Origin of the sequence: Achromobacter sp. ACM03, assembly GCF_014851665.1 — a bacterium.
GTDB classification, from domain to species: domain Bacteria; phylum Pseudomonadota; class Gammaproteobacteria; order Burkholderiales; family Burkholderiaceae_B; genus Achromobacter; species Achromobacter aegrifaciens.
In genome coordinates this window covers 263,689-286,927 of sequence record NZ_JACVAD010000001.1, presented here as the reverse complement: position 1 = coordinate 286,927, position 23,239 = coordinate 263,689, and the positions used below count along the sequence as shown (strand labels likewise).

17 protein-coding genes are annotated in these 23,239 nt (G+C 64.8%); 11 read left to right on the top strand and 6 right to left on the bottom strand.

All coding sequences use genetic code 11. The features are described from left to right. Window positions 1–272 precede the first annotated feature (272 nt). The 5 genes from IB257_RS31800 (at window position 273) to IB257_RS01205 (ending at window position 4,324) form a co-directional block, all read left to right on the top strand. Window positions 273–1,781 (top strand): flagellin, encoded by a 1,509-nt coding sequence (locus tag IB257_RS31800; protein ID WP_192491745.1) that lies wholly within the window; start codon window positions 273–275, stop codon window positions 1,779–1,781. Between the two features lie 337 nt (window positions 1,782–2,118). Next, window positions 2,119–2,994 (top strand): hypothetical protein, encoded by an 876-nt coding sequence (locus IB257_RS01220; RefSeq protein ID WP_192491744.1) that lies wholly within the window; start codon window positions 2,119–2,121, stop codon window positions 2,992–2,994. A gap of 357 nt (window positions 2,995–3,351) precedes the next feature. Next, window positions 3,352–3,711 carry a type II toxin-antitoxin system RelE/ParE family toxin gene (locus tag IB257_RS01215; RefSeq protein ID WP_225588711.1) on the top strand — a complete coding sequence of 120 codons (360 nt, stop codon included), beginning with the start codon at window positions 3,352–3,354 and terminating at the stop codon, window positions 3,709–3,711. Further along, entirely contained in the window at window positions 3,708–4,028 is a 321-nt protein-coding gene (locus IB257_RS01210) for a helix-turn-helix domain-containing protein (RefSeq protein WP_192491743.1), read from the top strand. Before IB257_RS01215 ends, IB257_RS01210 begins: the two co-directional genes overlap by 4 nt. Before the next feature lie 101 nt (window positions 4,029–4,129). Then, window positions 4,130–4,324, top strand: a complete 195-nt coding sequence (locus tag IB257_RS01205) for a YjfB family protein (protein ID WP_175163418.1) — start codon at window positions 4,130–4,132, stop codon at window positions 4,322–4,324. A gap of 186 nt (window positions 4,325–4,510) precedes the next feature. Here the strand turns inward: IB257_RS01205 and lpdA are convergent, their stop codons facing one another. The 3 genes from lpdA to aceE are packed head-to-tail and all read right to left on the bottom strand — an operon-like array spanning window position 4,511 to window position 10,687. Beyond that, window positions 4,511–6,292, bottom strand: a complete 1,782-nt coding sequence (lpdA, locus tag IB257_RS01200) for a dihydrolipoyl dehydrogenase (RefSeq protein ID WP_119451923.1) — start codon at window positions 6,290–6,292, stop codon at window positions 4,511–4,513. A gap of 12 nt (window positions 6,293–6,304) precedes the next feature. Next, complete coding sequence (gene aceF / locus IB257_RS01195) at window positions 6,305–7,966, bottom strand: dihydrolipoyllysine-residue acetyltransferase (protein ID WP_192327422.1); 1,662 nt, start codon at window positions 7,964–7,966, stop codon at window positions 6,305–6,307. A 12-nt stretch (window positions 7,967–7,978) separates the two neighbouring features. Beyond that, window positions 7,979–10,687: a pyruvate dehydrogenase (acetyl-transferring), homodimeric type gene (aceE, locus tag IB257_RS01190; protein ID WP_192491742.1), complete on the bottom strand. Its 2,709-nt coding sequence runs from the start codon at window positions 10,685–10,687 to the stop codon at window positions 7,979–7,981. A 350-nt stretch (window positions 10,688–11,037) separates the two neighbouring features. Here aceE and IB257_RS01185 point away from each other — a divergent pair, with 350 nt between their 5' ends. The 4 genes from IB257_RS01185 to IB257_RS01170 all read left to right on the top strand — a co-directional run bounded on the left by IB257_RS01185 (window position 11,038) and on the right by IB257_RS01170 (window position 16,474). Then, a complete protein-coding gene (locus IB257_RS01185; protein ID WP_013393358.1) occupies window positions 11,038–12,792 on the top strand; it encodes a PAS domain S-box protein in 1,755 nt (584 codons plus the stop codon). Next, window positions 12,789–13,415, top strand: coding sequence for a response regulator transcription factor (locus IB257_RS01180; protein WP_054456641.1), 627 nt, complete (start codon window positions 12,789–12,791; stop codon window positions 13,413–13,415). The genes IB257_RS01185 and IB257_RS01180 overlap by 4 nt, the downstream gene beginning before the upstream one ends. Continuing rightward, a complete protein-coding gene (gene folD / locus IB257_RS01175; RefSeq protein ID WP_042793255.1) occupies window positions 13,412–14,263 on the top strand; it encodes a bifunctional methylenetetrahydrofolate dehydrogenase/methenyltetrahydrofolate cyclohydrolase FolD in 852 nt (283 codons plus the stop codon). Before IB257_RS01180 ends, folD begins: the two co-directional genes overlap by 4 nt. Window positions 14,264–14,407: 144 nt before the next feature. Next, window positions 14,408–16,474, top strand: coding sequence for a M3 family metallopeptidase (locus tag IB257_RS01170; RefSeq protein ID WP_192491741.1), 2,067 nt, complete (start codon window positions 14,408–14,410; stop codon window positions 16,472–16,474). 50 nt (window positions 16,475–16,524) lie between these two features. On the opposite strand, the gene IB257_RS01165 is transcribed toward IB257_RS01170, so the two are convergent. Continuing rightward, on the bottom strand, window positions 16,525–17,277 hold the full coding sequence (locus tag IB257_RS01165; RefSeq protein ID WP_175213221.1) for a bifunctional 2-polyprenyl-6-hydroxyphenol methylase/3-demethylubiquinol 3-O-methyltransferase UbiG: 753 nt from the start codon (window positions 17,275–17,277) through the stop codon (window positions 16,525–16,527). Window positions 17,278–17,524: 247 nt separating this feature from the next. On the opposite strand from IB257_RS01165, the gene IB257_RS01160 reads away from it, so the two are divergent. After that, entirely contained in the window at window positions 17,525–18,139 is a 615-nt protein-coding gene (locus IB257_RS01160; RefSeq protein ID WP_119449524.1) for an SCO family protein, read from the top strand. 122 nt (window positions 18,140–18,261) lie between these two features. Further along, the gene (locus IB257_RS01155) at window positions 18,262–18,513 is read left to right on the top strand and encodes a GlsB/YeaQ/YmgE family stress response membrane protein (RefSeq protein WP_013393352.1); all 252 of its coding nucleotides are present in this window, start codon (window positions 18,262–18,264) and stop codon (window positions 18,511–18,513) included. Between the two features lie 67 nt (window positions 18,514–18,580). Here the strand turns inward: IB257_RS01155 and adeC are convergent, their stop codons facing one another. Together adeC and IB257_RS01145 are read right to left on the bottom strand one after the other, a co-directional pair. After that, window positions 18,581–20,050 carry an AdeC/AdeK/OprM family multidrug efflux complex outer membrane factor gene (gene adeC, locus IB257_RS01150; protein WP_304503452.1) on the bottom strand — a complete coding sequence of 490 codons (1,470 nt, stop codon included), beginning with the start codon at window positions 20,048–20,050 and terminating at the stop codon, window positions 18,581–18,583. Then, window positions 20,047–23,229 (bottom strand): efflux RND transporter permease subunit, encoded by a 3,183-nt coding sequence (locus IB257_RS01145; protein WP_054456637.1) that lies wholly within the window; start codon window positions 23,227–23,229, stop codon window positions 20,047–20,049. The genes adeC and IB257_RS01145 overlap by 4 nt, the downstream gene beginning before the upstream one ends. Window positions 23,230–23,239: the final 10 nt, after the last annotated feature.

The window sequence follows — 23,239 nt, the reverse complement described above, 5'->3', positions numbered from 1 at the left end:
CCGACTGTAGGGACGATGAAGACTGGCGTCCTTGCACTATATAAGCGCAGCGGCTTGAACAGCCTGGCCTCAGGCCAGGCAACCGCCCTATCCCTTCGGACAGAAGAAAAATGTCGACTTTCGCGAAATAGCGCTAAAGATTGATTTTGGACTGCCGTAATCCTGGCAACGGAGAGATTCCTAGACACAGAGTCGACGAACTTTCCCGTTAACACCAGTGGGCGGCCTTGCTGCCCAGTTTGAAGAAGCCTTTCTCTCTTGGGAGCCTGAACATGGCTGCAGTCATCAATACCAACTACCTCTCGCTGGTTGCTCAGAACAACCTGAGCAAGTCGCAATCGACCCTGGGCACCGCCATTGAACGCCTGTCGTCGGGCCTGCGCATCAACAGCGCCAAGGACGACGCCGCTGGCCAAGCCATCGCCAACCGCTTCACCGCCAACGTCAACGGCCTGACGCAAGCTGCCCGCAACGCCAACGACGGCATCTCGATTGCCCAGACGACCGAAGGCGCCCTGAACGAAATCAACAACAACCTGCAACGCGTGCGCCAACTGACCAACCAGGCAGTCAACGGCACGAACTCGTCCTCCGACCTGAAGTCGATTCAAGACGAAATCCAGCAACGCCTGGGCGAAATCGACCGCGTCTCGGGCCAGACCCAGTTCAACGGCGTCAAGGTGCTCGCTGGCGATAACACGCTGAAGATCCAAGTCGGCGCGAACGACAACGAAACCATCAGCATCGACCTGCAAAAGATCGACGCTCAAACACTGGGTCTGAGCGGCTTCAACGTTAACGGCGCCAAGAAGGCAACGGCTGGCGATCTGATTTCGAACTTCGGCGCAACCGGCACCAACAATTATGATGTCGGCGGTACGGCCTACAACGTGGACATCAAGAGCGGCGCCGTCACGACAGGTGCCGCCGCGGCCGTGTATGTCCAAGCAGGCTCCGGGAATCTTGTGACGGCCTCCACGACCAACAACACGGCATACACCATGTCGGGCGCCGACCAGTCGAGCCTGGCCGCAGCCGCAGTTGGTAAGGCAGCAAACGAGAAATTCTCCGTCAACGGCGTCGAATATACGGTCAAGACTGCCAATTCTGACGGTTTGGGTTTCGGTAACGGTGTCTACACCGCCAATGTTGACGGCGCTTCAGTCGACTTCACCATTGCCAGCTCCACGACCACCGGTGGTACTGGCGCAGCGCTTACGACCTCGAGCCCCCTCTTCACGTCCGCCACCAACGGCGGCTTGACGACCAAATCGCAAGAAAACAACAAAGCCGCAACGCTGACCGACCTGGATCTCAAGGGTGCCACGGCCACCGGCAGCACGCTCAAGCTGAACGGCGCGACCTATGACGTCAACACGAACGGCGACGTGCGTCTGCGCGCGACGGGCGTTCCGCTTCCCACTGACAAGGTCATGTACATGTCGCAAACGGCCAGCGGCAACAAGACCCTGATTAACGAAGACCAGGCCAAGCTGGAGCAATCGACGCTCGACCCGCTGAAGACGCTGGACTCGGCCCTGTCGAAGGTCGACGCACTGCGCAGCCAACTGGGCGCCGTGCAAAACCGCTTCGAGTCGACCATCGCCAACCTGAACAACACGGTGAACAATCTGTCCGCCGCTCGTTCGCGCATCGAAGATGCCGACTACGCCACGGAAGTGTCGAACATGACCAAGGCGCAGATCCTGCAACAAGCTGGCACCTCGGTTCTGGCGCAAGCCAACCAAGTGCCGCAATCCGTTCTGTCGCTGCTGCGTTAATCACACCGCAACGCCTGACGGTCGGGTAGACGCGGGGCCTTCAGGCCTTGCTCTCCCAACACCGACCGAGAGTCCTCACGCCCTCGTCGAGACAAACAAGCCGGCATCCGCCGGCTTGTTTTTTTTGCCGGACTTGTCGTTCGCATTCCACGCCGGCGCAATTTGCTCACCGCAGGCATGAGAACGAATCAGTCTGGTGACAGTTCGAGCACACCGCTAACGGGCATGTACCCCAATCCCAATCAAGACCCATTTTTTCAGACTATTCCCCTTTTTCACTTGCCCCGATTGCCTCATACTCGCGACTGCACGATTTTGTATCGATAGTTTTCACAACATGACCGCGACGCCTCCCGATCCACTCGCTACGCAGCACGGCAGCACCCCGGATCCAGATACCCAGGCGCCGATGGATGAGCAGACGCTGCGTCTGCGCGAAGAAAACCGCGCGTTGCGCGAATTGCTGGTGGCGCAGGCGCAGGCTACACCCGCGCCCCAGGAACCCGGTCCGCTACGGCGGATGTTCTGGTGGTTGATTTCGGCGCCTGGCGCTGCGCTAGTAGGCTGGCGCACGCTGGTGGGGCGCGAGAATGCCCGGCCGATCACGAGCAAGCGTGTGGGTTACGCCACGTTGACCGTGCTGTATACGCTGGCGATCTACGGTGCGCTGGTGCTGCTGGTGGTGTCTTGGAGTTCGCCGAATACGGCGGTTTCCGGCGCCACGGCTGCCGGCCCGGTACGGGTGCCTCTGACGCCCGCACCGCTCCCACACGCGGAACCTGTGCTCAGTCAGCCCGAACTGACATCGGTGGCGGTGCCAGTGCCACTGCCGTTTCCGGGCCCTGGTTCAGATTCGAGTCCGGGCCCAGCGCAAACCCAACCTGAGCTCAACGCCTCACCAGACTCTGGGCCAGAGCCGGCGCCTGCCGAACCACAACCTGCCTCGCCTGCACAGCATGAGCACGCGGCAGCGCCGCGCGCGGCGGCGAACACGGCGGACGCGGCGAGCGCCGCACCCCGGTCCACCCTGCGCGTGACCGAGATCCCTGCCGAGGATCCCACGGCCTGGATAGGCGAGCTGAAGAACGAGTTGGCGCGTTGTGCAACGTTGGGTTTTTTTGACCGCCCCGATTGCGCCTGGGCCGCGCGCACGCAGTTCTGCGAGGCCAATCGCGCGTGGGGCACCATCAAGGAATGCCCGAACCGGCCGTGAAGGCGCGGGCATTCATTCAGGACGCCAGCATGCTCCGCCCCCGCAGCGCCGGAGCCTTTGCATAGGCTGAACCACGTCTGAGCCTGGCTCGGCCTGCGCCGGCCGGGATCCCAACCAATCGCAACAGACTACAGCCCGCCCCTCCTGCGGTTAGTGCTGAAACCGTCCCTGTCCGCCACAACGTCGGACTACCAACGCCTATCCTGCCTGCTGCACTGTTGTTACTCCGCAGTCATGGCAAGGCTCGCCTGCACACCTGTCCTGCATCCATCTCTTCTCACCAGATCGCTCGGCCTGGCATTCGATTATTTGGCGGATAGTGGGGGACTAGTTTTTTATACCTTAGCGGATATAATAATGGACAGAAAGATGCTGTACTGGGAGGGCGTCAGCAAGAAGAACTTCAAGAAATTTCCCATCGAAGTCCAGAAAGACCTGGGCGTGGCGCTGTTCGTCGTCCAACTGGGCGGCATGCCCGTCGCGGCCAAGCCTTGGAAAGGATTAGGGCCGCGGGTGTATGAGTTGGTAGATGACTATCTCGGCGATACGTTTCGGGCTGTTTACACCGTGCGAGTGGATGACGCCGTCCATGTGCGGCATGCTTTCCAGAAGAAATCCAAGTCCGGCATCGCGACGCCCCAGCCGGATATCGCGCTTATCCAGAAGCGCTTGAAGGCGGTACTGGCCCGGTACGAATCGGGCGGGAACAAGCAATGACACGTAAAGAACATTCCCCAGGCACTGACAACGTCTTGCTCGACCTGGGTTTCGAAGATGCCGCGGAACTGTCGGCCAAGGCGGCGTTGGCGCTCAAGCTCAATGAGTTGATCGATCAGCGGGGGCTCAGCCAGATCGAAGCCGCAGCGCTTACGGGCATGACCCAGCCCAAGGTTTCGCAGATTCGACGCTACAAGCTGCAGAATATCTCGCTAGAGCGTTTGATGCGGGCCTTGGTGTCGCTGGATCAGCATGTGGAAATCGTGGTCGAGCCGGCGCGGCGGGCGCACGCGCCGGGGATTACCGTCGCTGCTTGAGTGCCAGCGTTTGCGGTCACGAATCTCGTGCATTGCGGCGCAGTCCACGCGATAATCCGGTGTCGGTTTGAACCGCCTTCCACTAACTAGGACACCCGAGCATGGACGCATCCATCAGCAGTACCGTCAATACCGCCCTGGCCTTGCAGGACGCGAATGTCATGCAGGAAGTGCAGGTCCGCGTGCTGAAGAAGGCGCTCAATGCGCAAGCGGATACCGCCTTGACGTTGATGCAGTCGCTGCCGGTGCTGGCCGTAGACGCCACGCTGGGCTCGCGCATCAATACGCACGCCTGAAGCGCACGCGCAGCAAGACTGGTTTTTTCGCTCCTTTCTTTCGCTCTCTTTACGCGATTTGCCGTCCAGATAACGACGGCTGTTGCATAGGCGGTGAACAAGCAATAAAAAGCGCCGGCTCCCACACAGGGCCGGCGCTTTTTATTGCGCAGATGGAAAGCCGCCCGCAGAGGGGCGGCCCACGCATTACTTCTTCTTCATCGGCGGCAAGTCGGTGCAGACGCCTTCAGCGACTTCGGCGGCCATGCCCACTGATTCACCCAGGGTCGGGTGCGGGTGGATGGTCTTGGCGATATCGACGACGTCGGCGCCCATTTCCACGGCCAGGGCCAGTTCGCTGATCAGGTCACCCGCATGGGTGCCGACGATGCTGCCGCCCAGAATGCGATGCGTTTCCGCGTCGAAGATGAGCTTGGTGAAGCCTTCGTCGCGGCCGTTGGCGATGGCGCGGCCGGAGGCGGCCCAGGGGAACACGCCCTTCTCGATCTTGATGCCCTGTTTCTTGGCTTCGTCTTCGGTCAGGCCGACCCAGGCCACTTCCGGATCGGTGTAGGCCACCGACGGAATGACGCGGGCGTCGAAGAAGGACTTCTGGCCTGCGGCGGCTTCGGCGGCGACGTGGCCTTCATGCACGGCCTTGTGCGCCAGCATGGGCTGGCCGACGATGTCGCCGATAGCGTAGATGTGCGGCACGTTGGTGCGCATCTGGCGATCGACTTCGATGAAGCCGCGGTCGGTCACGGCGATGCCAGCCTTGTCAGCGCCGATCTTCTTGCCGTTGGGGCTGCGGCCCACGGCTTGCAGCACCAGGTCGTAGCGTTGCGGCTCCTTGGGCGCGCCCTCGCCTTCGAAGCTGACGTAGATGCCGTCCTTCTTGGCTTCCGCGCCCACGGTCTTGGTCTTCAACATGATGTTGTCGAAGCGGTAGGCGTTCTTCTTCTGCCACACCTTGACCAGGTCGCGGTCGGCGCCCTGCATCAGGCCGTCCAGCATTTCCACCACGTCCAGGCGCGCGCCCAGCGTGGAGTACACCGTGCCCATTTCCAGGCCGATGATGCCGCCGCCGATGATCAGCATCTTCTTGGGGACTTCACGCAGCAACAAGGCGCCGGTGGAGTCGACGATGCGGTCGTCCTGGGGCAGGAACGGCAGCTTCACCGACTGGCTGCCGGCGGCGATGATGGCTTGCTTGAAGCGCAGGGTCTGGGTCTTGCCGTCGGCGGCCTTGACGGTCAGGTGGTTGGGGTCGGCGAACTCGCCCACGCCGTGCACCACGGTGACCTTGCGAGCCTTGGCCATGCCGGCCAGGCCACCGGTCAGCTTGGCGACCACGCTGTCCTTGTAGCCGCGCAGCTTGTCCAGGTCGATCTTGGGCTCGCCGAAGCTGATGCCGTGGGCGGCCAGTTCGCGGGCTTCGTCGATGACGGCGGCGTTGTGCAGCAGCGCCTTGGACGGAATGCAGCCCACGTTCAGGCAGACGCCGCCCAGGGTGTCATAGCGCTCCACCAGGACCACGGACAGGCCCAGGTCGGCGGCGCGGAAGGCGGCGGAGTAGCCGCCGGGGCCGGCGCCCAGCACCAGCATGTCGTACTCGCCGTCGGCCGCGCCCTTGAAGCTGGCCGCGGCGGGCGCGGCGGCAGGCGCCGCAGCGGGAGCGGCTGCCTGCTTGGGCGCCTCGGCAGCCTTGGGAGCTTCCTTGGCGGCCGGCGCGGCGGCAGCGCCCGAGGCGGCGGCTTCCACTTCCAGCACGACCGTGCCTTCGGCAACCTTGTCGCCGACCTTGACGTTGATGGACTTCACCACGCCGCCTTGCGACGCGGGGATTTCCATCGAGGCCTTGTCGGACTCGACGGTGATCAGGCTTTGTTCAGCCTTGATCGTGTCGCCCACCGCCACCAGCACTTCGATGACTTCCACTTCCTTGAAGTCGCCGATGTCCGGCACTTTGATTTGAACGGTATTGCTCATGGGGCTCCCCGTTTACAGCGCGATGCGGCGGAAGTCGGCCAGCAAGGCGCCCAGATAGGCGTTGAAGCGCGCGGCCGCGGCGCCGTCGATGACGCGGTGGTCGTACGACAGCGACAGCGGCACGATCAGGCGCGGCACGAACTGCTTGCCGTCCCACACGGGCTTGTGCGAGGAGCGCGACACACCCAGGATCGCCACTTCAGGGGCGTTGATGATGGGCGTGAACGAGGTGCCGCCGATGCCGCCCAGGGACGAGATCGAGAAGCAGCCGCCCTGCATTTCGGCGGGCGAGATCTTGCCGTCACGCGCCTTCTTGGACAGGTCGGTCATTTCCTGGGCGATCTGCAGAATGCCCTTCTTGTCGGCATCGCGGATCACCGGCACCACCAGCCCGTTGGGCGTGTCGGCGGCGAAGCCGATGTGGTAGTACTGCTTGAGCACCAGGTTGTCGCCGTCCAGCGAGGCGTTGAACTCGGGGAACTTCTTCAGGGCCGCGACCACGGCCTTGATCAGGAAGGCCAGCATCGTGACCTTGATGCCCGACTTCTCGTTTTCCTTGTTCAGCGTGACGCGCAGCGCTTCCAGGTCGGTGATGTCCGCTTCGTCGTTGTTGGTGACGTGCGGGATCATGACCCAATTGCGATGCAGGTTCGCGCCGGAGATCTTCTTGATGCGCGACAGCGGCTTGGCTTCGATCGGGCCGAACTTGGTGAAATCGACCTTCGGCCACGGCAACAGGCCCAGCGCGGCGCCATCGGCCGAACCGCCGGCAGCGGCCACCGGACCAGCTGCGAGCGCCTGCTTGACGAAGCCGCGCACGTCGTCGGCGGTGATGCGGTCCTTGGGACCGGAGCCCTTGACCTTGCTCAGGTTGACGCCCAGTTCGCGCGCGAACTTGCGCACCGAGGGGGACGCGTGCGGCAGCTGGCCGGGCTTGAGGTTGGCGTCTTCGAGCGCGGCGGCCGGAGCCGGACGCTGCGCGGCAGGCGCAGGCGCTTCGGCCTTGGCGGCGGGCGCGGCAGCGGCCTCTGCCTTGGCGGCCGGAGCCGGGGCTGCGGCGGCAGCGGCGGCGGGCGCGGCGCCCTCCACCACGACCACGACCGAGCCCTTGGCAACCTTGTCGCCGACCTTGACCTTCACTTCCTTGACCACGCCGCCTTGCGAGGCGGGGATTTCCATCGAGGCCTTGTCGGACTCGACGGTGATCAGGCTTTGCTCGGCCTTGATGGTGTCGCCCACCGCGACCATGACTTCGATGACTTCGACTTCCTTGAAGTCGCCGATGTCGGGCACTTCGATGTTCACCGGACCGCTGGAGGCGGCCGGTGCGGCGGCAGCGGCAGCAGCGGCCGGCTGCGCGGCAGCCTTGGCTTCGGCCTTGGGAGCCTCTTCCTTGGCCGGCGCAGCCGCGGGGGCCGCAGCCTCGCCCGCGCCCGACGCTTCCACTTCCAGCACGACCGTGCCTTCGGCAACCTTGTCGCCAACCTTCACGCTGATCGACTTCACCACGCCGCCTTGCGACGCGGGGATCTCCATCGAGGCCTTGTCGGATTCGACGGTGATCAGGCTTTGTTCGGCCTTGATCGTGTCGCCCACCGCCACCAGCACTTCGATGACTTCCACTTCCTTGAAGTCGCCGATGTCGGGAACCTTGATTTGCACGATGTTGCTCATGTCTCTTTACCCTCAGGCGTATTGCGGGTTGGCTTTGTTCGGATTGATGCCGTACTTCTTGATGGCTTCAGCCACCTTGGCAACCGGCACCTTGCCTTCGTCGGCCAGCGCGCGCAGCGCGGCGACCACGACGAAGTGGCGGTCCACTTCGAAGTGCTCGCGCAGCTTCGAGCGGAAATCCGAGCGGCCGAAACCGTCGGTGCCCAGCACCTTGTATTCGCGGCCCTTGGGCACGAACGGGCGGATCTGGTCGGCGAAGAGCTTCATGTAGTCGGTCGACGCGATGATCGGGCCTTCCGTCTTGGCCAGCTGTTCCGTGACGTAAGCCACCTGCGGCTTCTTTTCGTCGGGGTGCAGCATGTTGTGGCGTTCGGCGTCCAGGCCGTTGCGGCGCAGTTCCGTGAAGCTGGTGACGCTCCAGAGGTCCGAAGCCACGCCCCAGTCGGCTTCCAGCAGTTCTTGCGCGGCCATGACTTCGCGCAGGATGGTGCCCGAGCCCATCAGCTGCACGCGGTTCTTGCCCTTGCCGTGCGACTTGAGCTTGTACATGCCCTTGATGATGCCTTCCTCGTCGCCCTGGGTCAGACCGGGCTGCGGGTAGTTTTCGTTCATCACCGTCAGGTAGTAGTAGACGTTTTCCTGGTCTTCCACCATGCGCTTCAAGCCATGCTGGATGATCACGGCCAATTCGTGGCCGAAGGTCGGGTCGTACGAGACGCAGTTCGGGATGGTGGACGCCAGGATGTGGCTGTGGCCGTCTTCGTGCTGCAGGCCTTCGCCGTTGAGCGTGGTGCGCCCGGCGGTGCCGCCCAGGAGGAAGCCGCGCGCCTGCATGTCGCCGGCTGCCCAGGCCAGGTCGCCGATGCGCTGGAACCCGAACATCGAGTAGTAGATGAAGAACGGGATCATGATGCGGTTGTTCGAGGAGTACGACGTGGCCGCCGCAATCCACGAGCTCATCGCGCCCGCTTCGTTGATGCCTTCCTGCAGGAGCTGGCCGTCGGCCGCTTCCTTGTAGTACATGACCTGGTCCTTGTCGACCGGGGTGTACTTCTGGCCTTCCGGCGCGTAGATGCCGATCTGGCGGAACAGGCCTTCCATGCCGAAGGTGCGCGATTCGTCGGCCAGGATCGGCACGACGCGCGGACCCAGTTCCTTGTCGCGCAGCACCTGGTTCAGGATGCGCACGAAGGCTTGGGTGGTGGAGATTTCACGGCCTTCGGCGGTGGGTTCCAGCACGGCCTTGAAGGCTTCCAGCGCCGGGGCCTTGAGTTGCTCGTCGGCCTTGGCGCGGCGGCGCGGCAGGTAACCGCCCAGCGCGGCGCGGCGCTCGTGCAGGTACTTCATTTCGGGCGAGTCTTCGGCCGGCTTGAAGTAAGGCAGGTCGGCCAGTTGGTCGTCCGGGATCGGGATGCCGAAACGGTCGCGGAATTCGCGGATCGAGTCCAGCTCCAGCTTCTTCTGCTGGTGGGTCGGGTTCTTGGCCTGGCCGACGTGGCCCATGCCGTAGCCCTTGATGGTCTTGGCCAGGATGACGGTGGGCTGGCCCTCGTGGGTGGCGGCGGCGTTGAACGCGGCGTACACCTTGTGCGGGTCATGGCCGCCGCGGTTCAGGCGCCAGATGTCTTCGTCGCTCATGCGCGACACGGCTTCCAGCAGCTTCGGATGCTTGCCGAAGAAGTGTTCGCGCACGAACTTGCCGTCGTTGGCCTTGTACGCCTGGTACTCGCCGTCGACGGTGTCTTCCATGATCTTGCGCAGGATGCCTTCCTTGTCGTGCGCCAGCAGCGGATCCCAGTAGCCACCCCAGATCAGCTTGATCACGTTCCAGCCCGAACCGCGGAAGTCGCCTTCGAGTTCCTGGATGATCTTGCCGTTGCCGCGCACCGGACCGTCCAGGCGCTGCAGGTTGCAGTTGATGACGAAGATCAGGTTGTCCAGCTTTTCGCGGGCAGCCAAGGCGATGGCGCCCAGGGATTCGGGTTCGTCCATTTCGCCGTCGCCGCAGAACACCCAGACCTTGCGCTTGCTGGTGTCGGCGATGCCGCGGGCGTGCAGGTACTTCAGGAAGCGGGCCTGGTAGATGGCCATCAGCGGGCCCAGGCCCATCGACACCGTCGGGAACTGCCAGAAGTCCGGCATCAGCTTGGGATGCGGGTACGAGGACAGGCCCTTGCCGTCCACTTCCTGGCGGAAGTGGTTCAGCTGGTCTTCGGTCAGGCGGCCTTCGAGGTAGGCGCGGCCGTACATGCCGGGGGAGGTGTGGCCCTGGAAGTAGACCAGGTCGCCGCCGTGGTTTTCGTCTTCGGCGTGCCAGAAATGGTTCTGGCCGCAGCCGATCATGGTGGCTAGCGAGGCGAAGGAGGCGATGTGGCCGCCCAGGTCGCCGCCGTCCGGCGGATTGTGCTTGTTGGCCTTGACCACCATGGCCATGGCGTTCCAGCGCACGTACGAACGGATGCGCGATTCCAGCTCCAGGTTGCCCGGGTGCGCCGGCTCCAGGCCGGGGGGAATCGTGTTGACGTAGGCGGTGTTGGGCGAGAACGGGATATGCGCGCCGGAACGGCGGGCTTCGTCGATCAGGCGTTCGAGCAGATAGTGGGCGCGCTGCGGTCCTTCACGATCAAGGACAGCCGCCAGGGCTTCGAGCCACTCCTGGGTTTCAAGGGTGTCTTCGTCGTTGGCAGCCTGTACGGCGCCAGCCTGGGCGTAAGAGGACATCGTGTGTCTCCTGTTGGAATGTTCGTGACCGCACCCGCTTACTTATCTACTCGCGGACATTGCATGGTAGCCGGGATCATCCGGGCTACCATGCAAGGCATGGGGTCGGGTTGTTCTAGAGACCTGCTACTGGGTCGGTTCCCTATCAGCCGGCATTCTAAGAAAGAAGATTAACCGGTCGCAAGAAAAATTTCATGTTGCGGTACGGCATTTCATAATGCGGAAAATTTAAAGCCAGCTGAACGCTTTGGCGTCATACTTTTACTTAGGTACTCCAAAAGGACGAGTCGATTCCCGGCAAATCCCTGCCAACACGCACTAAAATGCGCGGTCTATCCGGCCCGAATTCCATGTCCAGCGCGCCCAAGTCCAATATTCCTACGCCGTTCCACGATCACGCCCGCACTCGCCGACGCGGGGTGTACTGGGTCACGCCAGCAATGGTGCTGATCCTCTATATCTGTGTGATGGCGGTGTTTTTCTGGCTGCAGCGCATCCATGACGACAGTGTCATGTTTGTCACCATCGACCAGGAAATGCGCCAGCAGCGCCTGATCTGGGTAGTGCTGGCCCTGTCCTGTGTGATCGTCATCAGCCTGCTGATGCTGTGGCGCTATACCCGTTTCCGTTCGGCGGCCGAAGCCGCCCTGATCGCCGAAACCGGATTCCGCCGCGCCATGGAGAACTCCATGTCCACCGGCATGCGCGTGCTGGACATGGAAGGCCGCATCGCCTATGTGAATCCGGCCTTCTGCCGCATGATCGGCTGGAACGAGGCCGACCTGATCGGCCGCAGCCCGCCCTTCCCTTATTGGGTGCCGGGCCGCCATGAACAGCACCAGCACACCCTGGACGTGCTGATGTCCGGCAAGACGCCCAGCAGCGGCCTGGAGGTCGAGGCGCAGCGCCGCGACGGCTCGCGCTTCACGGCGCGCATGTACGTGTCCCCACTGCTGGACCCCAACGGCAACCAGATCGGCTGGATGACCTCCATGACCGACATCACCGAGCCCAAGCGCATCCGCGAGGCCCTGACCGCGGCGCACGAGCGCTTCATGACGGTGCTGGAAGGCCTGGACGACGCCATCTCGGTCACCGCCGACACCCACGACGGCCTGGAACTGCTGTTCGCCAACCGCACCTACCGCCGCGTGTTCGGCGCCCAGACCGGCGGCCACGACGAGCTGCTGGCCGGCCGCCGCGGCCGCTTCACCGACGAATCCGTGGAAGTCTTCGCGCCCTCGGTGCAGCGCTGGTTCGAAGTGCACCACCGCATGCTGGCCTGGACCGACGGCCGCCGCGTGCGCATGCAGGTGGCGCGCGACATCACCGAGCGCCGCGTGCACGAGGAAGCCTCGCGCGTGCAGCAGGAAAAGATCCAGCTCACCAGCCGCCTGACCACCATGGGCGAAATGGCGTCTTCGCTGGCGCATGAACTGAACCAGCCGCTGACCGCCATCGCCAACTACAGCATGGGCGCCGTCGCCCTGGTCAAGGCCGGCCACACCAGCCCCAACATGCTGCTGCCGGCCCTGGAAAAGGCCGCCTCGCAAGCCGAGCGCGCCGGCAAGATCATCAGCCGCATCCGCGAATTCGTGAAGCGCAGCGAGCCCCGCCGCCAGCGCGTGGCCATCAGCCGGATCGTGGACAATGCCATCGGTTTCGCCGAGATCGACGCCCGCAAGCGCCGTATCCGCATCGACCGCTTCGTGCCGTCCAACGCGCCGGACGTGCTGGCCGACCCCATCCTGATCGAGCAGGTGCTGTTGAACCTGCTGAAGAACGGGCTGGAGGCCATGGAAAAAAGCGAATCCGACGAACTCAAGGTCGCCGTGATCCTGCATGAACAGCACATCGAGGTCGCGGTAGTCGATCGCGGCCACGGCCTGGCCGAACCCGAACGCCTGTTCGAACCCTTCTTCAGCACCAAGACCCAGGGCCTGGGCATGGGGCTGAACATCTGCCGTACCATTATTGAATCGCACCACGGCCGCTTGTGGGCGGATCCCAATCCCGCCGGTGGCACCATTTTCCGCTTTACCCTGCCCTGCGCTGCACCCCAGTCGCAGGCCCAGAACGATCAGTCCGAGGAGTTGCACGCATGAACACGCCCCACCTGTCGAGCACGGTTTTCATTGTTGACGACGACGAAGCGGTCCGCGATTCGCTGCGCTGGCTATTGGAGGCCAATGGCTATCGCGTTCGCGCCTACGCCAGCGGCGAGTCCTTCCTGGAAGACTACGACGCCAGCCAGATCGGCGTGCTGATCGCCGACGTGCGCATGCCCGGCATGAGCGGCCTGGAACTGCAGGAGCAGCTGATCGCCCGCAATGCGCCGCTGCCCATCGTGTTCATCACCGGCCACGGCGACGTACCGATGGCCGTGTCCACCATGAAGAAAGGCGCGGTCGACTTCCTGGAAAAGCCGTTCAATGAATCCGATTTGCGCGAGATCGTGGCGCGCATGCTGGAGCAGGCCACGCAGCGCGTGAGCAAGCACCAGGCCCAGAAAGACCACGAAGCCATGCTGGCGCGCCTGACCGCGCGCGAGCAGCAGGTGCTGGAGCGCATCGTCGCCGGCCGCTTGAACAAGCAGATTGCCGACGACCTGGGCATCAGCATCAAGACCGTAGAGGCGCACCGCGCCAACATCATGGAAAAACTTGAAGTGACCACCGTAGCTGATTTGATGAAAGTGGCCTTGGCCAAACCCGAGGCGACGGCATGACGGCAAGGATTATCGACGGCGCGGCCCTGTCGGCGCGCATTCGCGAAGAAGCTGCCCAACGCGTTGCGGCCCTGGCCGCCAAGGGCACGCGCCCCGGCCTGGCCGTGGTGCTGGTGGGTGAAGACCCCGCTTCCCAGGTGTACGTCCGCAACAAGGTAGCCGCCTGCGAAAAGGCCGGCCTGCATTCCGTCAAGGAGCAGTACCCCGCGGACATGACCGAGGCCGAACTGCTGGCCCGCATCGCCATCCTGAACCAGGACCCGACCATCCACGGCATCCTGGTGCAGTTGCCGCTGCCCAAGCACATGGACTCGCACAAGGTCATCGAGGCCATCGCGGCCGAGAAGGACGTGGACGGCTTCCATATCAGCAACGCCGGCCTGCTCATGACCGGCCAGCCGCTGTTCCGCCCCTGCACGCCCTATGGCGTGATGAAGATGCTGGAATCGGAAGGCGTGACGCTGCGCGGCGCCGAGGCCGTGATCGTGGGCGCCAGCAACATCGTCGGCAAGCCCATGGCGATGCTGCTGCTGCAGGCCGGCGCCACCATCACCATCTGCAATTCCAAGACGCGCGACCTGGCGGCCCAGACCCGCCGCGCCGACGTGCTGGTGGTCGCCACCGGCAAGCCCGGCATGATCGACGGTTCGATGATCAAGCCCGGCGCGGTCGTCATCGACGTGGGCATCAACCGCGGCGCCGACGGCAAGCTGTGCGGCGACGTGGACTTCGCCTCGGCCAAGGAAGTGGCCGGCGCCATCACGCCCGTTCCGGGCGGCGTGGGCCCCATGACCATCGCCATGCTGCTGGTCAACACCATCGAAGCGGCCGAACGCGCCGCAGCCTGACGGCCGGCGTACCCGCGGCCGGCCAGGCCGCGGGACGGGGATTGCGATCTGCCCTTGCGTTCGGGCAGATCGCCCTCACCTGATTCTCATGCCCTTGCCGGCGCCCCTCGTGGCGCTGCTCACCTCTTCCCAGCCTGTAACACCATGACCCAGAACCCCCTGCTCGCCCCTGTCTCCGACCTCGTCGACTACGCGGCCGTCAAGCCCGGACACATCGTGCCCGCGGTCGAGGAACTGCTGGGCATCGCCCGCCAGGCCGTGGACCGCGCCGCCGATCCCGCGCTGGCGCCCACCTGGGAAGCCGTGGTTGAGCCGCTGGACACGGCCTCGGAGCGCCTGTGGCGCGCCTGGTCGGTCGCCGGCCACCTGAACGCCGTGGTCAACACCCCGGAACTGCGCGAAGCCTACAACGCCGCCCTGCCCCTCGTGACCGAATTCTCCACCTGGGTCGGCCTGCACGAAGGCCTGTACAAGCAGTACCAGCGCCTGGCCGCCGCCCCCGATTTCGCGTCCTGGACGCCAGTGCGCCGCCGCATCGTGGAAATGGCCCTGCGCGACTTCCGCCTGAGCGGCGTGGAGCTGCAAGGCGCAGACCGCGAACGCTACGCCGCCATTTCCGACCGCGAGGCCCAGGCCTCGCAGAAGTTCTCTGAAAACGTGCTGGACTCGATCGACGCCTGGGCGCTGCTGGTCGAGGACGAAGCCCGCCTGGCCGGCATTCCGGCCGACGTACAGGCCGCGGCCCGCGCCGCGGCCGAGGAAGACGGCAAGCCGGGCTGGAAGCTGACGCTGAAGATGCCGTGCTACCTGCCGGTGATGCAGTACTCCCAGGACCGTACGCTGCGCGAGGCGCTGTACCGCGGCTACGGCACCGTGGCGTCGGAACACGGCGACGGCAAATTCGACAATTCGCCGCTCATCGAAGAGCTGCTGTCCTTGCGCGCCGAGGAAGCCGGCCTGCTCGGCCTGGGCACCTTCGCCGCGCTGCGCCTGCAGACCCGCATGGCCCGCGACGCGCAGGAAGTCACCGTGTTCCTGCGCGATCTGGCCGCGCGCGCCAAGCCCTACGCCCAGCGCGACCTGGCTGAACTGAAAGCCTACGCCACCGGCGAACTGGGCCTGGACGACCTGCAGCCCTGGGACGTGGCCTACGCTTCCGAGCGCCTGCGCGAATCGCGCTACGCCTACTCCGAAGACGAGGTGAAGCAGTATTTCACCGAGCCGCGCGTGCTGTCGGGCCTGTTCGAGGTCATCGAGACCCTGTTCGATGTGCGCCTGGCTGAAACGCCCGTCTCGTCCTGGCATGGCGACGTGCGCGGCGTGCGCGTGGAAAGCCCCAAGGGCGAACTCATCGGTTATCTGTATCTGGACCTGTACGCCCGCGCCGGCAAGCAAAGCGGCGCCTGGGTCGACAGCGAACGCACGCGCCGCGTCGTGGCTGGCAAGGTGCAGACGCCCATCGCCTACCTGACCTGCAATTTCTCGCGCCCCAACGGCGACAAGCCCGCCGTCCTGACGCACGACGACGTCATCACGCTGTTCCATGAAACCGGCCATGCGCTGCATGCCCTGCTGTCCGAAGTGGACGAGCCCGGCGCGGCGGCCTTCGCCAGCGTGGAATGGGACGCCATCGAGCTGCCCTCGCAGTTCATGGAGAACTTCTGCTGGGAATGGGCGGTGGTGCAGAAGCTGTCCGCCCATGTGGACACGGGCGAGCCCCTGCCGCGCGCGCTCTACGACCGCCTGGTCGCCGCCCGCAACTACCAGAGCGGCATGCAGACCGTGCGCCAGATCGAGTTCGCGCTGTTCGACATGCTGATGCATGACCGCGCCCAGGGCGCGTCGATTGCCGAAGTGCTGGCACTGCTGCAGGAAGTGCGCCAGGAAGTGGCCGTGCTGTTCCCGCCGGCCTGGCACCGCCTGCCGCATGCCTTCTCGCACCTGTTCGCGGGCGGCTACGGCGCGGGCTATTACAGCTACAAGTGGGCAGAGGTGCTGTCGGCCGACGCCTACGAAGCCTTCGAAGAGGCGGCTACACGCCAGGCCGGCAACGCGCTGGGCACGCTGGATCCCGAAACGGGCGCACGCTTCCGGCGCGAAGTGCTAGCAGTAGGCGGTTCGCGCCCGGCGGCCGAGTCCTTCGCCGCCTTCCGCGGACGTGCGCCTCGCATCGACGCCCTGCTGCGCCATAGCGGCATGACGCCTGCCTGAGCGTCCGCTTCCCGGTCGCTACCCGACGGCCCGCCCTGGCGGGCCGTTTGCTATGTTGCGGCGGCGTCGTCGACTGGCCGGCGCGCCGACATCACCAGCCAGCGTCCATGCACGGACTGGTCGGAGCCGGCCTGCTTCCAATAGCGGCGGCTTTCCTCGTCCTGCGCCTGTTTGAGCCGGCGGCCGTAATACAGGCGCGACGGCACGGCCAGTACATGCTCCACCATGCGCTTGGGCTTGATCTCGTCCACATCGTGCAAGCTGATGTCCCTGAAACCGTAGTGCTGGAACAGCAGGTGCAGCTGCGGAAAGCTCCAGGGGAAGTACGTGACGTAATCCTCGCCGCGCTGCCGTCCCACCATGGGCCGGAACCCCGAATGGAAGCCGCGCAGCAGGAACTGCAGGCGCGAACGGAAATACCAGGTGTTGGGCGTGGTGACGATCAGGGTGCCGCCCGGGCGCAGCGCGCGGTAAAGGCTCTGCATCAGCACGCCGGGGTTGGTCAGCAGATGGATCGCCTCGCAGCAGACCACGGCGTCATAGGGTTCGGCAACCGTCAACGGCGTTTCCAGGTCGTGCTCCGTCACGCGGCGGTAGCCGCCGGCCTGCGGAAACTCCCACAGGCCCACGCCGTCGATATCGACCTGCCGGCCGCTGGCGGCGGGCAGCATGTCGCCCAGCCAGCCCGTGCCGCAGGGCGCGTCCAGCACCGAATCCGCCAGGCGGCTGCGCAGGATGTCGAGCACGACGGGGTAGTAGGGATAGTAGGGGTAGCCCAGGGAATTCCTGACCGGCATGTCCATATGTGGCGCCTCTGGATTCTGAAATCTGACACGGTCCTGAATGTAGCGGCAGCCATGGCATCCGGTCTGGCGAATTCGCCACTTCCAAACAATAACCAGACAAAGCTTTACAAGTCGGACGGCCGGTCCCGGCCCCGCGGCTTGCGCCAGGACAAGCCGGCCCCAGGTCCGCCCGCCCCCGCACCCTGCCCTGCCCGCGCCTTGCGGGTAGAATCAAAAGGTTTACCCTCTACCGGCCCTTGGACTCATGCGACACCTCATTTCCGGCCGCGCCCTGCGCAGCCTGCTGCTGACCCTGTGCGTGTTTCTCGCTGCCTGCGGCGACAGGAACGTCGATTGGACCCTGTACAACGTGAAGGGACACCTGCCCGACCTGAAGTTCTCGCTGCCCGGCGCAGGCGGCAAGATGGTCAGCAGCGACGACCTGAAAGGCAAGACGGTGCTGCTGTTCTTCGGCTATGCCAGTTGCCCCGACATCTGCCCGACCACCATGGCGCAGTTGACGGCCGTGCTGCAGAACCTGGGCGACAAGGCCCGCGATGTACGGATCCTGTTCGTCAGCGTGGACCCGCACCGCGACACGCCGGACATCCTGCAGGCCTACGTCAATGCCTTCAACAACAACGCCATCGGCGTGACCGGCGATGAAAAGCAGATTGCCGACCTGGCGCGCCGCTATCGCGTGGCCTACCAGATAGAGAAGCCGCGCCCGGGCGACGACGCCAATATGTACGAGGTCACGCACAGCCGCGGCGTGTATATATTCGACAAGGACGGCAAGGCCCGCTTGCTGGCATCGGACACGGACAGCATCGAGGCCATGACCAAGGACGTGCGCCAGTTGATCGACCTGACTTCCTGAGCGCCGGCGGGGCGCAATGTTGCCCGTGCGCCCCATACACCAGTTGTTACAGCCGCTACGCGCGGGGCGTGAGTATCATCTAGCCACACTGCCCCCTTTTACTTCCAGCAAGGAGTACGCGCATGAGCATAATCATCATGATCATCGTCGGGTTCGTCGTGGGCCTGATCGCCCGCGCCATCATGCCCGGAGACCAGAACATGGGGATCATCATGACCACCATCCTGGGTATCGTCGGTTCGGTCGTCGCCGGATTCCTGGGCCAATCGCTGGGCTGGTACGCGCCGGGCGAACCCGCCGGGTGGATCGGATCGGTCGTCGGCGCGATCGTCGTGCTGTTCGTGGTGGGCCTGATCGCCAAGAAACGCGCCTGACGTTCTGCTGGACCTGAAATGAAAACGGGCCGATCTTTCGATCGGCCCGTTTTTTTTCGGCCTGCCCTTATTGCTGCTGGGCCTGCGCGGTCACCGTGCGTTCGGTCCAGCCGCCGCCCAGCACCTTGTACAGCGTGACCAGGTTGGACAGCCTGGCTCGGCGCGTGTCCACCAGGGCCTGCTGCGCGCTGTACAGGGAGCGCTGCGAATCCAGCACGCTCAGGTAGTCGTCGATGCCTTGGCGGAAACGCTGATCCGAGGCGTCGTAGGCGCGCTGGTTGGCGGCCACCAGGAGCCGCTGCGCCTGGATCTGTTCGTCCAGGGTCCCGCGCCCGGCCAGGGCGTCCGCCACTTCGCGGAAACCCGTCTGGATCGACTTCTCGTACTGCGCGACCTGGATGTTCTTCTGCACCTTGGCCAGATCCAGGCCGGCAAGCAGCGAGCCGCCCGCGAAGATCGGCACGGTGATCTGGGGCACGAAGCTCCAGGCGCCCGAGCCGCCTTCGAACAGCCCGCCCAGGCTGGCGCTGGCGGTACCGGCCGAGCCCGTCAGGCTGATGGTCGGGAAGAAGGCGGCGCGCGCCGCGCCGATATTGGCGTTGGCGCCCTTCAATTGGTGCTCGGCCGCGCGGATGTCCGGGCGGCGGGCCAGCAGGTCCGACGGCAGGCCGGCGGGCAAGGTGGTCGGCAGCATGGCATCGTCTAGCTTGACCGCGTTCTCCAGCGCCGCCGTCAGCTCGGACGACAGCGGCTGGCCCACCAGCAGGACCAGCGCATTGCGGTCCTGCGCGGCCTGGCGCGTGTATTGCGACAGGTTGCGCTCGGCGGTGCGCAGCGACACTTCCGCCTGGCTCAGGTCCAGCGCCGTGGACAAGCCCTGGTCGTAGCTCTGCTGCGTGAGCTTGAAGGAATCCTGCTGGCTCTTGAGCGTGTCGCGCGTCAGGCCGACGAGTTCCTGGTCGGCGCGCAGGGTCAGGTAGGCGTTGGCCACTTCGGCGATCAGCGTCAGCTGGGTCGCCGTGCGGGTTTCGTCCAGCGCCAGATAGGATTCCAGCGCTTTGTCGCTCAGGCTGCGGATGCGGCCGAACAGATCCAGCTCCCAGGCCGACATGGCGGCGCCGACCTGGTAGCTGTGGCTGGTGGTGGCGCGGCCGCTGGGCGACAGATCGGCCGGCGAACGCTGGGCCGTTTCCTGGCCGGCGATGCCGATGCTGGGCATCAGGTCGGCGCGCTGGATGCGGTACTGGGCGCGCGCCGCCTCGACGTTCAGGGCCGCCACGCGCAGGTCGCGGTTGTTGGCCAGCGACTGCTCGATCAGCTGTTGCAGCAGCGGGTCCGAGCCGAAGAAATCGCGCCAGCCGATGTCGGCCGTCATCAGGCCGCCCGCGTCGGCCGGCTGGGCCGCCTGGTAGGACGGACCCGTGGGATAGGCCGCGTCGACCGGCGCGTCCGGCCGTTCGTAGGTGGGGGCCAGCGAGCAGCCCGCCAGGGCCGCCGCCAGGGAAACAGACAGCAAGGTTCTCATCGGGAATGTCATTGCGGTTGGCCCTCCGTCGAGACGCCCTGCGTGCCATTGGCGCTGGTGTCGTGCTCGTCGACGTTTTCGCTCATGCGCTTGACCTTGAAGACGCGCAGCATGATCACGAAGAAGGCCGGAACAAAGAAGATGGCCAGGAAGGTGCCGGTCAGCATGCCGCCGATCACGCCCGTGCCGATGGCGTTCTGGCTGCCCGAACCCGCCCCCGACGAGATCGCCAGCGGCGTCACGCCCAGGATGAACGCCAGCGACGTCATCAGGATGGGACGCAGGCGCTGCCGCGCGGCGTGGATGGCCGATTCCGTCAGGCTGGCGCCCTGCTCGTAGTGCTCTTTGGCGAACTCCACGATCAGGATCGCGTTCTTGGCCGCCAGGCCGATGGTTGTGAGCAAGCCCACCTGGAAGTACACGTCGTTGGACAGGCCCCGCAGCATGGTGGCGAGCAAGGCCCCGATGATGCCCAACGGCACCACCAGCATCACCGCCGACGGGATGGTCCAGCTTTCGTACAGCGCCGCCAGGCACAGGAACACCACGATCAACGAAATCGCGTATAGCGCGGGCGCCTGGGCGCCGGACAGGCGTTCTTCGAACGACAGGCCGGTCCATTCAAAGCCCACGCCCACCGGCAGCTTGCCCGCCAGGCGTTCCATTTCTTCCATCGCCGCGCCCGAGCTGTAGCCCGGCGCCGCCTGGCCCTGGATGTTGTACGACGGCACGCCGTTGTAGCGGTTCAGCTTTTGCGGACCGTAGCTCCAGGTGGCCTTGGCGAACGCCGAGAACGGCACCATGTCGCCCGCCTTGTTGCGCACGTACCATTTGTCCAGGTCTTCCGGCAGCATGCGCGACGACGCCTCGCCCTGCGCGAACACCTTCTTCACGCGGCCGCGGTCGATGAAGTCGTTGACGTACGACGAACCCCAGGCCGTGGCCAGCGTGCTGTTGATGTCCGAGACCGCCACGCCCAGGGCGCGCGCCTTCTCGCGGTCGATGTCCAGCTGGTACTGCGGCGCGTCTTCGATGCCGTTGGGGCGCACGCCCTGCAGGACCGGACTCTTGGCGGCTTCGCCCAGCAACTGGTTGCGCGCGGCAAGCAGCTTCTCGTGGCCCACGCCTGCGCGGTCCATCAACTGGAAGTCGAAACCGGTGACGTTGCCCAGTTCCATCACGGACGGCGGCGGCACCACGAACAACTGCCCGCGGCGCTCGGTCTTGCGGAAGTGCGCGTTGGCCCGTGCCGCCACGGCGCCGGCCTTCAGGCGGGCGTCGCCGCGTTCTTCCCAGTCGCGCAGCTTGATGAACAGGATGGACGCGTTCTGGCCGCGGCCGCCGAAGTTGAAGCCATTGACCGCGAACACCGAGGTGACGGCGTCCTTTTCCTCGTTCAGCAAGTACTTGGTGGCGTCGTCGATGACGGCCTTGGTGGCTTCCGCCGTGGCGCCAGCAGGCGTCTGGATCTGGGCGAACAGAATGCCCTGGTCCTCATCCGGCAGGAACGCGGTCGGAATGCGCGTGAACATCCAGCCCATGGCGAGGACCAGCGCCAGGTAGATCACCATCAGACGCTTGCTGCGGTTCAAGCCGCGCGCGACGGTATTGGCGTAGCCGTTGCTGCTGCGCTCGAACGTGCGGTTGAACCAGCCGAAAAAGCCCTTCTTCGAGCCATGATGGCCCTTGGGGATGGGCTTGAGCAAGGTTGCGCACAAGGCCGGCGTGAACACGATGGCCACGATCACCGACAGCACCATGGAGGACACGATGGTGATGGAGAACTGGCGGTAGATCACGCCCGTGGACCCGCCGAAGAAGGCCATGGGAATGAACACGGCCGCCAGCACCATGGCGATGCCGATCAGGGCGCCGGTGATCTGCGACATGGACTTGCGGGTGGCCTGCTTGGGCGACAAGCCCTCTTCGGCCATCACGCGCTCGACGTTTTCCACCACCACGATGGCATCGTCCACCAAGAGGCCGATGGCCAGCACCATGCCGAACATGGTCAGCGTGTTGATGGAGTAGCCGAACGCCGCCAGCACGCCGAACGTGCCCAGCAGCACCACCGGCACTGCCAGCGTCGGGATGATGGTGGCGCGGAAGTTCTGCAGGAACAGGTACATCACCAGGAAGACCAGGATGATGGCCTCGATCAGCGTCTTGAACACCTCATGGATCGACAGGCTGACGAACGGCGTGGTGTCGTACGGATAGACGACGTCCATGCCCGGCGGGAAGTAAGGCTTCAGGTTGTTGATGGTGTCGCGCACCGCCTGGGCCGTATCCAGCGCGTTGGCGCCCGGCGCCAGCTTGACCGCCAGGCCCGAGGCCGGCTTGCCGTTGTAGAAGCTGTCGATGGCGTAGGTCTGGCCGCCCAGCTCGATGCTGGACACGTCGCCCAGGCGCACTTGCGAACCGTCGGCGTTGACCTTGAGCAGGATGCGGCCGAAGTCTTCCGCCTTTTCCAGGCGCGAAGGCCCGATGATGGTCGCGTTCAGTTGCTGGCCGCGCACGGACGGCAGGCCGCCCAGCTGGCCGGACGACACCTGCACGTTCTGTTCCTTGATCGCCGCCACGACGTCGACCGTGGTCAAGCCGTAGTTGACGAGCTTGGCGGGATCCAGCCAGATGCGCATCGCGTACTGCGAGCCGAACAGCTGGAAGTCGCCCACGCCCTGCGTGCGGCTGATGGGATCCTGGACATACGAGGCGACGTAGTCGGCCAGGTCGTCCTTGGTCATCGAGCCGTCGGTGGACACGAAGCCCGCCACGATCAGGAAGTTCTTGGTGGCCTTGGTGACGCGGATGCCCTGCTGCTGCACTTCCTGCGGCAGGAGCGGCTGCGCCAGCGACAGCTTGTTCTGCACCTGGACCTGCGCGGTATCAGGGTTGGTGCCCTGCGTGAAGGTCAGGGTGATGGACATGCTGCCGTCGGAGTTGCTTTCCGAGGAGATGTACTGCAGGCCGTCCAGGCCGTTCATCTGCTGCTCGATCACCTGCACCACGGTGTCCTGCACGGTCTGCGCGGACGCGCCCGGGTAGGTCACCGCGATGCCGATGGCTGGCGGCGCGATGTTGGGGTATTGGGAAACCGGCAGTTTCAGGATGGACAGCGCGCCGGCCATCATCAGCACGATCGCGATCACCCATGCGAAGACCGGTCTATCGATAAAAAACTTTGCCATGCAAGGCTCC

Coding starts and splice junctions, on each gene's coding strand:
- IB257_RS31800 (WP_192491745.1), top strand. CDS start 273: ATGGCTGCAGTCATCAATACCAACTACCTCTCGCTGGTTGCTCAGAAC.
- IB257_RS01220 (WP_192491744.1), top strand. CDS start 2,119: ATGACCGCGACGCCTCCCGATCCACTCGCTACGCAGCACGGCAGCACC.
- IB257_RS01215 (WP_225588711.1), top strand. CDS start 3,352: ATGGACAGAAAGATGCTGTACTGGGAGGGCGTCAGCAAGAAGAACTTC.
- IB257_RS01210 (WP_192491743.1), top strand. CDS start 3,708: ATGACACGTAAAGAACATTCCCCAGGCACTGACAACGTCTTGCTCGAC.
- IB257_RS01205 (WP_175163418.1), top strand. CDS start 4,130: ATGGACGCATCCATCAGCAGTACCGTCAATACCGCCCTGGCCTTGCAG.
- lpdA (WP_119451923.1), bottom strand. CDS start 6,292: ATGAGCAATACCGTTCAAATCAAAGTGCCGGACATCGGCGACTTCAAG.
- aceF (WP_192327422.1), bottom strand. CDS start 7,966: ATGAGCAACATCGTGCAAATCAAGGTTCCCGACATCGGCGACTTCAAG.
- aceE (WP_192491742.1), bottom strand. CDS start 10,687: ATGTCCTCTTACGCCCAGGCTGGCGCCGTACAGGCTGCCAACGACGAA.
- IB257_RS01185 (WP_013393358.1), top strand. CDS start 11,038: ATGTCCAGCGCGCCCAAGTCCAATATTCCTACGCCGTTCCACGATCAC.
- IB257_RS01180 (WP_054456641.1), top strand. CDS start 12,789: ATGAACACGCCCCACCTGTCGAGCACGGTTTTCATTGTTGACGACGAC.
- folD (WP_042793255.1), top strand. CDS start 13,412: ATGACGGCAAGGATTATCGACGGCGCGGCCCTGTCGGCGCGCATTCGC.
- IB257_RS01170 (WP_192491741.1), top strand. CDS start 14,408: ATGACCCAGAACCCCCTGCTCGCCCCTGTCTCCGACCTCGTCGACTAC.
- IB257_RS01165 (WP_175213221.1), bottom strand. CDS start 17,277: ATGGACATGCCGGTCAGGAATTCCCTGGGCTACCCCTACTATCCCTAC.
- IB257_RS01160 (WP_119449524.1), top strand. CDS start 17,525: ATGCGACACCTCATTTCCGGCCGCGCCCTGCGCAGCCTGCTGCTGACC.
- IB257_RS01155 (WP_013393352.1), top strand. CDS start 18,262: ATGAGCATAATCATCATGATCATCGTCGGGTTCGTCGTGGGCCTGATC.
- adeC (WP_304503452.1), bottom strand. CDS start 20,050: ATGACATTCCCGATGAGAACCTTGCTGTCTGTTTCCCTGGCGGCGGCC.
- IB257_RS01145 (WP_054456637.1), bottom strand. CDS start 23,229: ATGGCAAAGTTTTTTATCGATAGACCGGTCTTCGCATGGGTGATCGCG.